This window comes from Crocosphaera sp. Alani8, from assembly GCF_038442745.1.
Lineage (GTDB): Bacteria > Cyanobacteriota > Cyanobacteriia > Cyanobacteriales > Microcystaceae > Crocosphaera.
This window is the reverse complement of record NZ_JARVCN010000207.1, coordinates 22,257-33,899: the sequence shown is the minus strand read 5'-3', so window position 1 is coordinate 33,899 and position 11,643 is coordinate 22,257. Positions and strand designations below refer to the sequence as shown.

The window sequence follows — 11,643 nt, the reverse complement described above, 5'->3', positions numbered from 1 at the left end:
TGTTTGGCCTAAGTTTTCGCAGCGAGTGACCCCTGGCTTTTTGAGAAGATACAGATCCTATTGGTTTTGAGGCTGGGGATGTCAATTTATATCGTTATGTGGGGGTTAAACTAGCGAGGGTTATCTGAGGTGCAATCTGGACATTCTTGTTGGCTCAGGTAAGATAATCCAATATTAAGTGGTCGGATAATTAATACCAATTAATAAAAAAGAGTTAGACAAAAATGCCTAACCCTTATAATTTAAAAACCTGGACTAAAAGCTAGTTATTGACTCCGTTGGGATTGTACTCTTCAATTTTGATGTCCACAGGCTTAACATTCCAGATTTCGTTGCAATACTCAGCGATGGTGCGATCTGAGGAAAATTTACCCATCCTTGCAGAGTTAAGAATGGACATTTTTGTCCAGTTTTCCTGATCCCGATAAGCCTGACTAACTGCGTCTTGACAGTCAACATAAGCTTGGTAGTCAGCCATTAACATATAGGGATCGTCGTACATCAACTGATCCACAATGGGTTGGAATAACTCACCGTTCCCGTGACTAAAGTAACCGCTAGAAATGCCATCGATTACCCGTTTTAGGCTGCCGTTGTTATGATAGTATTCGCTAGGAGAATAGCCTTGAGATTTGCGATCGTACACTTCATGGGCGGTTAACCCAAACAAGAAGAAGTTCTCTGGATGCGCCTCTTCGCGAATCTCGATATTAGCTCCATCTAAAGTACCGATGGTTAAAGCCCCATTCATGGCAAACTTCATATTACCAGTTCCGGAAGCTTCTTTACCTGCGGTGGATATTTGTTCTGATAAGTCGGCAGCAGGATAAACCCTTTGACCCAAAGAAACGTTAAAGTTAGGCATAAATACCACCTTTAAGCGACCCCGAACATCGGGATCATTGTTAACCACTTCCGCTACGGAATTGATTAGCTTAATGATTAATTTAGCCATGAAGTAACCTGGGGCGGCTTTACCTCCAAAAAGGAAGGTGCGGGGAACATAGTCACCGTTAGGGTTATCCTTAATACGGTTGTAGAGGTTAATGACTTCGAGAACCATTAAGTGCTGCCGTTTGTATTCGTGAATACGCTTGACCTGCACATCGAACATGGTGTTAGGATCGATGTCGATGTTGCGATACTTTTGTAAATAGTGGGCTAAGTTTTGTTTGTTTGCTTGTTTAATTTCTCGCCATTGTTTACGGAAAGCTGCATCATCGGCGAATTTTTCTAGTTGGCGCATTTCGTCTAGATTCTTTAACCAACCATTTCCTATCTTCTCCGTCACCAAGGCAGATAGTTTGGGGTTACTCAACAGTATCCAGCGACGAGGAGTAACACCATTGGTTTTGTTGTAGAATTTTTCTGGCCAAAGTCTAGCAAAATGCTTGAGGGTGTCTTGTTGGAGTAACTGGGTGTGTAAGGCCGCTACCCCGTTGATAGCGTGGGAACCTAAACAAGCTAGGTTAGCCATACGGATCAATTTTTCGGATCTTTCTTCGATTAGGGAAATATCCGTGATTAGTTGGTCATCACCGGGGAACTGGGCCCGTTTTTCCTCTAAAAAGCGATGATTTAGTTCGTAGATGATTTCTAAATGTCGAGGCAGTAACTCACCAAAAATGGTCACAGGCCAACGTTCCAGGGCTTCTGGCAATAGGGTATGGTTAGTATAGGCGAGGGTTTTGGTGGTGATTTCCCAAGCTTTGTCCCACTGGTAGTTATGTTTGTCGATCAATAAGCGCATTAACTCCGCTACCGCAACTGCCGGATGGGTATCATTGAGTTGCACCCCAACTTGTTCGGCAAACTGATCTAGGTTGTCGTAGTTACGGAGATGAATACGGATTAGGTCTTGTAAGGAGGCAGAAACGAAGAAATATTGTTGCTCTAAGCGTAATTTCCGTCCGGCTGGGGTATTATCGTTGGGATAAAGAACTTTGGAGATGGTTTCTGCATCCATCTTTTCTTCCACCGCGCGATCGTAATGTCCGGCGTTGAAGGCCTCAAAGTTAAAGTTTTCGCTGGCCTCTGCTTTCCACAGTCTTAAGGGGTTAACGGTGTTGGTTTTGTACCCAGGAACCGGTGTATCGTAGGGGATGGCTAAAATGGTGCGATCGGCTACCCAGAAGGTTTTAGGGTTACCATGTTCGTCTTGACCCTTTTCGGTGTGTCCCCCTAACTTGATTTCTACCGCATCGTCGGGACGAGCTATCTCCCAAGGGTTCTCAAACCGTAACCAGTTATCAGGAATCTCTACTTGCCAACCGTCTTGGATGGTTTGATAGAAAATACCAAACTCATAACGAATACCATAACCAGTAGCTGGTATGGCTAAGGAGGCTAAAGAGTCCAGAAAACAAGCAGCTAAACGGCCTAAACCACCGTTCCCTAAACCGGGATCGGGTTCTTGTTCGATAATGTCATCAAAGTCTAAGTTCATCTCTTCGATGACTTCTTTCATGACATCGTAGATTTCTAAGTTCACTAGGTTATTACCTAGATGACGACCCATAAGAAACTCGGCAGAAAAATAGGAAACTCTTTTAACTTTTTCTTTTTTGTAAGTTTCAATGGTCTTTAAGAAGCGATGGAGTAAGCGATCGCGAACTGTATAAGACAGAGCCATGTAATAATCCCGTAGGGATGCTTTTGATTGATCGACTCCTTGAATGTAAAAAAGATGATCTAGAAACGCCCGCTTTAGGGTTTCTTTACTCATTCCTGTACGATCATCTTCGATTTTAATGTTAGTAGTTTTGGTGCTAGTGTTCTTGACTTTCGGCGTTAATGTACTCATAAATTAATCCTGAGTGGGCTATGCAAACTTTTGTATAGATTTCAACGGCGACTATGCCGGCACAAGTAAAGGAGAAAGTTTTAGGAAAAAGGCTAAAGTTCACTTCACTTGAGGCGTTAACTTTTAGAGATTTCCTTAACTTGATAATGTATCGTGCTACATAGGCCAGCATATACCATTTCTTAGCGTAATTAGATGTTTTCAGTTACGCTTTCTTGACAATTGAGTAAGCATTATTTTTTGATATAGCTATATTTTTATTGTAAATTATTGTCCTTGCTTTACTCTATTTCCTTTAGTTTTATTTAAGGTAAAATGCTGAGATCAAAATCTATAATAATTATTAAATAATAAAAAGAATTAAGTAGATGATGGGGATTGATATTTTTCAGCTGATGGCTGATAGCTGAACGCTTAAAAACTAGCCAGTTTTATCGAAGGTTCAAGATGTGAGTTAAACAACAACACCCCTATCATTACCCCCTCTCAAACCCATATTTTTTTAGGGTTCTAAGGTTCTGTCAAGTTGGCTAATTCTAACGAACTCGATGACCAATATCACGACGATAATAGTTACCAGGAAAATCGATGGCTTCGATACAATTATAAACCCTTGCGATCGCCGTCTGAAAATCCTTACCCAGAGAAGTAACCCCTAATACCCTTCCTCCATCTGTCAAAAGGCGATCGCCTTCTAACTTGGTTCCAGCTTGAAACACCGTCGATCCTAGCTCTTCTGCTTCTTGTATCCCCGTAATAACCTTACCTTTTTCGTAGTTTCCAGGATACCCCTCAGAAGCAGCTACCACACACACAGCACTACCCTCATACCATTGTAACGGGGGAAACTCCTCTAAACGTCCTCCGATACAAGCCATCAATAATTCATCTAAAGGGGTTTTTAATAGGGGTAACACCGCTTGAGTTTCAGGATCTCCAAAACGACAGTTATACTCTAAGATTTTGGGATCTCCTTCTGGTGTAACCATCAAACCTGCGTAGAGTACCCCACAATAACTAATACCCTTCTGACGCAAAGCAGACACAGTGGGTTCTAAAATCTCTTTTTGTACCCTTTCTAGTAGGGTAGGGGTTGCCAGAGGTGCTGGTGCATAAGCACCCATTCCCCCAGTATTGGGACCGGTATCCCCTTCTCCAATGCGTTTGTGATCTTGTGCAGGAAGTAGGGGACGTACTGTTTTACCATCGGTAACAGCTAAAATAGATACCTCTTCCCCTTGTAAGAATTCTTCTACTACGATGGAGGAAAAACCTGTTTCTATCAACTCGTCTACGGCAGCATTCGCCTCTTCTAAAGTTTGAGCGACAATAACCCCTTTTCCTGCAGCTAAATGATCCGCTTTAACTACAATAGGTGCGCCTTGTTGGCTAATATAGGCTTTAGCTGAGGCTGCATCGGTAAAAGTCTCTCCTTCAGCGATCGCCACACCAGCAGTAGCCATCAATTTTTTTGCCCAAGATTTGCTAGACTCGATTTGTGCGCCCACTTGAGTGGGTCCAAATACCTTAATGTTGTAGCGTTGCAAATAGTCGGTAATTCCCTTCGCCAAGGGAACTTCTGGTCCTACTACTACCATGTCAATGTTGTACTTTTCTACAGAGTCAGCAATATTGGGGAAGTCATCCACTGCATAAGAAAGATTCTCACATCCTTCCAATGAAGCAGTTCCCCCGTTACCAGGAGTACAAAAACACTGCTCTATTTGAGAACACTGAAGCAGTTTCCAAGCAAGGGCGTGTTCGCGCCCTCCATTTCCAACGACTAAGACTTTCACGCTCTAATAAGGGATGGGTGATAATGGATAATTGATAGTGGATCATTAATCCATCTCTCAATTGTTAAACCCATGAATATCATAAATCTGTCAGGGCTAATATTGCAATCTTAATCCAGAATAAGAGGGTGTCAAAAACTGAATTACTGGTACTGAAAACTAATAATTGATAACTAAAAAAACTCATGTTTCGTATTTATACTGCTCAATCATTAGGAGAGAAATGGGTTGAAAACTATCAAAAATCATCACCAATTTTTGCTTGTGTTTTAGGCTTCACTAAAACTGGTTTAATTCCTGGTATTTCAGCAGCAGGAGCTACACCAACCGCACGAAAATATACAGCGATCGCCGATGCAGAATTTTTAATCAACGGGGTACAGTCCACTTATCATTATTCTTTACCTCCTCTAAATCAAGGTATTTCACCTGTGTTTATCACTCGCGCTATTCTGGAAGCTTGTGAGATTCCTATATATTTATTTAATGCGGGTTTACCCATACCTCCTGCTGTTCCTTCAATTGATTTAGGAGGCAACTCTGCTAACTGTTTAACCACAGGAAAAGCTTTACCTTTGCCATTAGTTTATGCTTTATTTCAGCAGGGAATAAACTGGGGAGAGAAACTCAGAAAAAATATTACAAATAAGTATTTAATTCTGAGTGAATGTGTTGTTGGTGGGACAACAACTGCCTTAGCCGTTCTGACAGGATTAGGTATTAATGCCACAGGAAAAGTGAATAGTAGTCATCCTAAATGTAACCATAAGCAAAAAGAATTCTTGATCAAAAAGGGTTTAGAAAATGCTGGTAATTATAATGATTTTAACACGATTAATTCTTTTAAATTAGTTGCTAGTGTGGGTGATCCAATGCAAATTGTAGTAGCAGGAATGGCAATCAGTGCTAGTGTGGAAATGGGAGTAATGTTAGCAGGAGGAACGCAAATGTTAGCTGTTTATGCTTTGATTAAATCTATTAATAATATGTCCCAATACGAAGCTAATTTAGAGAATATTATTGTGGGGACAACTCGCTGGGTTGCGGAAGATTTAACAGGAGATACTGTCGGTTTAGCTGAATCTATTGGGACAGTTTCTTTGTTTGCCACTAAGCTGAATTTTTCTGATTCTTCTTATCAACAACTACAAATGTATGAACAAGGATACGTAAAAGAAGGAGTAGGCGCAGGAGGAGCTGCGATCGCGGCTTCTTTATCCTTCGCCTGGACTCAAGAAAAGTTATTAAAAACTATCGAAAATCTTATCAATAAATACAAGTCTTAAACTATGTTTCAATTATTACTATCTTCTTTGACAATATTTCCCTTAAATTTTCAGCCCCAACTATTGACCCATTTATCAATTAGTAATGAAGATGTAAAGGAAAATGGCAGTGTAATTGCTCAAAATCAGGAAAATAATGCAAAATTTAATCACTTAAAACAGCAATTAGAGCAAGCAGGATTTGAGGTTATTATTGCTCTACCACCCAGGAGGGGTGCTTACGGACTTTTACAAGTTAGCACAAAAAAAATATGGATCAATCCGGTAGTTTTTGACCTTAACATTGCCTTACCAACTATTATCCATGAGTCGGTTCATGCGTCCCAAGTTTGTGCAGGAAACGGAGGAATAGTAACATTAGGATTAACCTTGGAACCTATTAATCAGGCTCGTCCTTTTTTTCAGGGGTATACTGATACCCATCGTAAAGATTTAGAGAGAGAAGCTTATGCCGTACAAACACAACCCAATAACTTTGAAATAGCCTTATCTTTGCTGGAAAAACACTGCCAACTTTGAGTTCGGTATTAGGAGTTAGAAGTTCGGAGTGTTTCTCCACCGTACTTCACAACGGAGTTGACTCTTTTGTTAGCAAATAATAGGTGTTTGACCCCTTTTATCTAGTGTATAGTTTTTCCGAGGCTACCAATGATAATTAGTCAAAGCCAAAATTTCTTCGGTCACAGTCCACAGAATTCGACTATAATATACTCCTTAATCTATCCAAGACAAGCTTTTCATGATTAATAAAACTCTGATCAATCTAGGCTTTTTAGAGAGCAGAAATACTCAAGACTATCTATATGTGTTTATGCATATTCCTAAGTGTGCTGGTTCCACAATTGTAGGCCTAATTAAAGAAAAATATGGAAAAGATGCAATTTTACAACTAGATCCTAACCATACTGCTCAGACAGAAGAATTAATTCAATCTATGTCTCAAAAACAGCGTAATTCAATTAAATTCATTTATGGACATCAAGCTTACTATGGAATACATAGATTGTTTGATAGAGAGACAAGATATTTTACGACCTTAAGAAATCCAGTGAAAAGAGTTATTTCTCACTATAATTATACAAGATATTATCGACCACCTCTTCAACAAAAAATGATTGGGATATTGCAACAAGATCCAACGAAAGATAACAAAGAAGTATTGTTAACATTTGAGGAGTGGATCAAGCAAGATTCTTGGGTTGCATGTAATTTTATGACCCGCCATCTGTATGATCGTCGTTCTCATACAACTAATAGAGAACACAATACTGAGATAGTCAAAAAACCAGTTGACAGAAAAGCTCTAGAAGAAGCTAAGAACTTGCTCAAAAAATTTTATTTTATAGGTTTTGTGGAAAGTAGTTTCGATGACATGGCATTCTTAGCAAATAGGTTAGATTTAAAGTTTCATAATCTCAAAAATATTAATGTAAAAGAAAAGAAACTTCAGGCTACAGAGATAACTACACAAGAAAAGTTAATTCTTGAAAAGAATACATTAGATATAGAACTATATAACTATGCTATTGAGTTAAGAAAAGAACAGAAGTTGTCTCATTTAAAAGATTATGATAAATCAATATTTTATACAAAAACGGTTTCTTCACTGCGTAGATCTGGATTATCTTTAAAAAGAAAGGCTCAACCTTTTAAGAAACTGTTTAGAAAATAAAAGGGGACATCTAAACGGAATTTGATACCAGGTTGCCAACAAATACAATATCTGGGGTAATAAATAGTAAATTTTAAACTTATTGATCTGATAATTATTAATTATGCTAACGAGTAGATGTACGAGACTTACGAGGTTTACGGGGAAAAATACCTTGAATCAATCTAGGGATTTCTTCAAAATTCTTAGCAATTTTGACCCCTGCTTTTCTCAATGCGGTAAGGGTTTGATCATCCCCCGTAGTGGGTCTGGTTTGGTAAGATAGTTGACTAACAATAATACTAGTGGCATCTCCAAAACTGCGGTTAATGGGTGCCTGAATCCCTGGAAGATAAGCAACAACAGGCTTTTCAATGGCTGAGTCGATGTATTGAGCGGCTAGTAATTCCGGACTACTATAGGGTTGGCCCAAGAAAACGATCGCTTTAGTGGTGTCATCCTCTTCCATGATTTGTAACCACTGCTCAAAATTCGATCCCATAACCCGATCCGATCCTAAACTAACTGCTAAGGATTGTCCTAAATCTCTTTTCGTGAGAGTTTTGGCCAGTTCATCCATTAAGCGATCGCAACGACTGATGATACCCACCGGTCCATGAGAATAGAATGTAGGTTCCATGATACCCAACCAAAACTTATCGGGAACCAGTAACCCTTCGCTGCCAGAACCCAAGACAAAAGTGTTAGTTACTTCTGCTTGTTGGAGTAGGGTAATTAAATCGAGAGGAGGAACCCAAGAAGTAACAATTACCAACTGTTTTATACCAGCGGATATAGCCTCTAAACCAGCATCTAAAACCTCGTAGGGAGCAGTCAAAATCAAACTGATATCGATGGGTCCCACCTGTTTAACAGCTTCCTCAACCAGGGTAAAAACGGGGATATCATGGGTATCAGAGGTTTGCTCATCGAGGGTAATTCCTGCAACAATGTTGGTGCCTTGTGCCTTCATTCGTGTTGCATAACTAACCCCTAAAGGATTGGTGATCCCCTGAATTAAAACTTTACTATCTGTTTCCCATTTCATGATTTTTTAAAAATTTATGCTCAATTATCCAAAGCAACGGTTTTTTTCACAGCTTTTGTGAGATCCTCAAAAAAGTAGACTGGGAAATCAGAAAAAGATGCTTCTATAGGCTTTAAGTCTTCCATACTTAGTCTAACGACCCATTGTATGGGGTCAACGTCAACCTTGGGAGAAGAAATTAGCTGCCTTTTGTGGGTGGAATTAGACCCTGTTGGTCTAGATAAACGTTCTTCGCTACTTGATGTTACCACCGAAGGTTGACAATAATCGAGCAACCCTTCAGCCACTAGTTGGCATGTTTGATGGTCACTGACAATGTTAATTAAAACCACTTGAAGATTTGGGAGAGTGAGTATTTTTTCTATGGCAATGCCTAACTGTTTCACTAAAGATTTGCTACTACTTTTTTCTTCAATAATAAAAGCTCCCAAAAGCTTTCCTTTTTCGTTAATCATTAGATCCCAAGTGGTCAAAGTTAATCCGAAACCATTAGAGATGACTCCAATATGTCCCTCTTTTTCCCTAGCTGATAACCAGCGTGGTTTTTGGGGTGGGGTGGTAACGATAGTATCTTGGGGGGTTTGGGGATACGGTTGAGCGGTTTTGGGCTTGAGAAAAGTCATTAAATCTAAATGACGGGACAAAGCCGTATCGTTGACGGTAATTTTGCCATCTAAAGCCATCACCTCTCCCGAAGCACTCACTGCCAGAGGATTAATTTCGATGAGGTCCAAATCTTTTTCTATAAACAACTGATACATTTTCTCCAGGATGGTGCTGATACCATGAATGAGACGACCTTGTAAGCCCATTTTCGCCGCTAAACGACGGGCATAAAAAGGGGAAAATCCCTGGTCTAAGACCACTTTGTGGGTGTGTTGCAGTAAGGTTTCCACATCGATACCTCCTTTGGCTGAACCCATTAAAACCGGTCGTTGCAGTTGATAGTCGAGAACCACAGACAAGAAAAATTCTTCTTGGGTGTCATAGCGAGCTTCCGCCAGAATGACCTCGGGATACTCTTCTAAAATGGGTAAACTAAAAATCGCTTGAGCCGCAGCCACAGCATCGATGGTGTTTTGAACAAAACGAACGCCCCCGGCCTTCCCTCTCCCGCCGGAATGAACTTGAGATTTAAGGACAACAGGATAAGGAATATCAAGGTGTTTCAGTTCGCTTAGTTGAGCAATGGGCTGAGAAGGTAGGACAGGGATGCCCACCTGATGAAAAAGTTCTTTAGCCTGGTATTCCAATAAATCCATCGTTTTGTCGGTTTATCCCTCTAGCGAACCTGTTTGAGACTTTCTACTTTCTTATTGAACAGTTCAGTGATTAAACTTAGCACGGTACGATTTTCCTGAACTTTAATATTAGCGGTCACGGACATTCCTGATTGTAAAGGAATTTCACGGTCACTGGTTTTTAAATATTGGTGATCCATCTTAACTGTAGTAGGAAATCGATAATATTGATGGATTTCATCTGGTTCTAAGGCATCTGAACCAATAGAAACCACTTCTCCTTTGATGTCACCAAACTCACTGAAGGGAAAAGAGTCGATTCGCACATCAACTTTTTGTCCCACTTGTACAAAACCGATATCTTGATTGGTAATGTTAACTTCTGCGATCAGGTTCTCGTCGGGGACAATTTTGAGGAGGGGTTCGGTTTGGTTTGGGGGAGGAACATAACCAGGACTAGCGTTGAGATCGAACACTGTACCCCCTACAGGGGCTTTAATTTCTTGGTATTTGAGGGTTACTTGGGTGCGACTTACTTGGCTGCCTAACTCGGCAATTCTTTTATTGTTTTCGACGATGGTTTTGTTGAGTTGACTATCAATATCAGCGATTCTCTCGTTATTATCGGAAACTTTGTCCCTTAAATCTTTTTCTGTGAGTTTGACAGTATTTAAGAGTCGAGCTTGGGCTTGAGACATGGCAATTTTTAGCCGTTGTTCCTCTTCAGTAAAGCGTTTAATTTCTTTGAGACGATCTTGAACCTGTTGTTTTTGGCGATCGTGTTCGATGGTACCATTAGACCTTTGTTCTGTTAGTTGTTGCCGTCTTTCGGCGATGGTTTGTCGTTGACGTTCCACCTGTAGCCGAGCAACTCCTCCTTCTTCGGCTAGGGGGGTGATATCTCCAAGGATAGACTCTTCGATTTCCAAAGCTCTTTCGGCTTCGGCGATCGCTTTTGTATTTCTTTGATCGATTTCCCTTAAAACTTTGCGATCGTCCAGTAATTGTTTTTTCGCATCGGCTAGTTCTACCTGGGTTTGCCGGAGTTGTTTTCCTAGCTGGTCCATTTCCAATCTGGCCGCTAAGGCTCGGGAGGAGGCTTCATCTTGAGATGCTCGGAGTCGGGCTAGTTGTTCTGGGGTTAAGGTACTGCCGGAGGCTGAATTACCCAGTTCTACTTGGTAGAGGCGATTTTCTGCTATTAGGCCTGCACGGTTACGGGCAAGGGCTGCTACTTCTGTGGGTAAATCTAGTTTAATGATTGCCCGTTCTACTTCTGAGGGATCCAGGGATTGATCCATCAACGTCCGATAGAAGCGATTTTCTTGTTCTAGGGATGCTTTGACTTTTTGTAGGGATTTTAGTTCGGCGTTACTGGCTTCGGAATCTAAGATGACTATTACATCCCCTTTTTTGACTTTTTGACCATCTTCGACCAATACACTTTCCACCACTGCGCCACCAACAGGGGGGGCGTGAACTTCTTTAACTGCCTCTTGGGGTTGAAGTTTTCCCTGTGCTGCTACCACCTGTTCTATTTTAGCAATGGATGCCCAGACGATAGTGGCAGTGGTTACGCCGATAATAGTCCAAACTACCCCTCTAGACCAACTGGGGGACTGACGAAGAATAACGGCGTGTTCCGAGGTTATGGGGGCTAGGGCGTTGCTAGATAGGGGATCGTTACCACCGTCTGTGGTAGCTAAGGCGGATGAGTTTGGGGAATTTTTTTGGGTAAGGTCGTCGTTTTTTTCTTGTCTACCGTTGGCGTTAGTCATGATTGATACCTACAAATAGCATTAAAGGGGTGCGGGAGTA

Annotated in this window: 8 protein-coding genes; 3 read left to right on the top strand and 5 right to left on the bottom strand. The window is 40.9% G+C overall.

What is annotated here, in order from left to right; translation table 11 throughout:
* Window positions 1-262 precede the first annotated feature (262 nt).
* Both P9B04_RS12985 and purD read right to left on the bottom strand, forming a co-directional pair.
* Complete coding sequence (locus tag P9B04_RS12985; RefSeq protein WP_342055413.1) at window positions 263-2,803, bottom strand: glycogen/starch/alpha-glucan phosphorylase; 2,541 nt, start codon at window positions 2,801-2,803, stop codon at window positions 263-265.
* A gap of 536 nt (window positions 2,804-3,339) precedes the next feature.
* A complete protein-coding gene (gene purD, locus P9B04_RS12980; RefSeq protein ID WP_342055412.1) occupies window positions 3,340-4,599 on the bottom strand; it encodes a phosphoribosylamine--glycine ligase in 1,260 nt (419 codons plus the stop codon).
* A gap of 185 nt (window positions 4,600-4,784) precedes the next feature.
* Here purD and cobT point away from each other — a divergent pair, with 185 nt between their 5' ends.
* The 3 genes from cobT (at window position 4,785) to P9B04_RS12965 (ending at window position 7,557) form a co-directional block, all read left to right on the top strand.
* The gene (gene cobT, locus P9B04_RS12975) at window positions 4,785-5,885 is read left to right on the top strand and encodes a nicotinate mononucleotide-dependent phosphoribosyltransferase CobT (RefSeq protein WP_342055411.1); all 1,101 of its coding nucleotides are present in this window, start codon (window positions 4,785-4,787) and stop codon (window positions 5,883-5,885) included.
* Between the two features lie 3 nt (window positions 5,886-5,888).
* Complete coding sequence (locus P9B04_RS12970) at window positions 5,889-6,404, top strand: hypothetical protein (protein ID WP_342055410.1); 516 nt, start codon at window positions 5,889-5,891, stop codon at window positions 6,402-6,404.
* A gap of 220 nt (window positions 6,405-6,624) precedes the next feature.
* Complete coding sequence (locus P9B04_RS12965) at window positions 6,625-7,557, top strand: sulfotransferase family 2 domain-containing protein (RefSeq protein WP_342055409.1); 933 nt, start codon at window positions 6,625-6,627, stop codon at window positions 7,555-7,557.
* Window positions 7,558-7,663: 106 nt separating this feature from the next.
* Here P9B04_RS12965 and P9B04_RS12960 read toward each other — a convergent pair whose 3' ends face one another.
* The 3 genes from P9B04_RS12960 to P9B04_RS12950 are packed head-to-tail and all read right to left on the bottom strand — an operon-like array spanning window position 7,664 to window position 11,603.
* Entirely contained in the window at window positions 7,664-8,584 is a 921-nt protein-coding gene (locus P9B04_RS12960) for a succinate--CoA ligase subunit alpha (RefSeq protein ID WP_342055408.1), read from the bottom strand.
* Between the two features lie 20 nt (window positions 8,585-8,604).
* The gene (locus P9B04_RS12955) at window positions 8,605-9,846 is read right to left on the bottom strand and encodes an ATP-grasp domain-containing protein (RefSeq protein ID WP_342055407.1); all 1,242 of its coding nucleotides are present in this window, start codon (window positions 9,844-9,846) and stop codon (window positions 8,605-8,607) included.
* 20 nt (window positions 9,847-9,866) lie between these two features.
* Window positions 9,867-11,603 carry an HlyD family efflux transporter periplasmic adaptor subunit gene (locus tag P9B04_RS12950; protein WP_342055406.1) on the bottom strand — a complete coding sequence of 579 codons (1,737 nt, stop codon included), beginning with the start codon at window positions 11,601-11,603 and terminating at the stop codon, window positions 9,867-9,869.
* Window positions 11,604-11,643: the final 40 nt, after the last annotated feature.

Coding starts and splice junctions, on each gene's coding strand:
- P9B04_RS12970 (WP_342055410.1), top strand. CDS start 5,889: ATGTTTCAATTATTACTATCTTCTTTGACAATATTTCCCTTAAATTTT.
- P9B04_RS12955 (WP_342055407.1), bottom strand. CDS start 9,846: ATGGATTTATTGGAATACCAGGCTAAAGAACTTTTTCATCAGGTGGGC.
- P9B04_RS12985 (WP_342055413.1), bottom strand. CDS start 2,803: ATGAGTACATTAACGCCGAAAGTCAAGAACACTAGCACCAAAACTACT.
- cobT (WP_342055411.1), top strand. CDS start 4,785: ATGTTTCGTATTTATACTGCTCAATCATTAGGAGAGAAATGGGTTGAA.
- P9B04_RS12950 (WP_342055406.1), bottom strand. CDS start 11,603: ATGACTAACGCCAACGGTAGACAAGAAAAAAACGACGACCTTACCCAA.
- P9B04_RS12965 (WP_342055409.1), top strand. CDS start 6,625: ATGATTAATAAAACTCTGATCAATCTAGGCTTTTTAGAGAGCAGAAAT.
- P9B04_RS12960 (WP_342055408.1), bottom strand. CDS start 8,584: ATGAAATGGGAAACAGATAGTAAAGTTTTAATTCAGGGGATCACCAAT.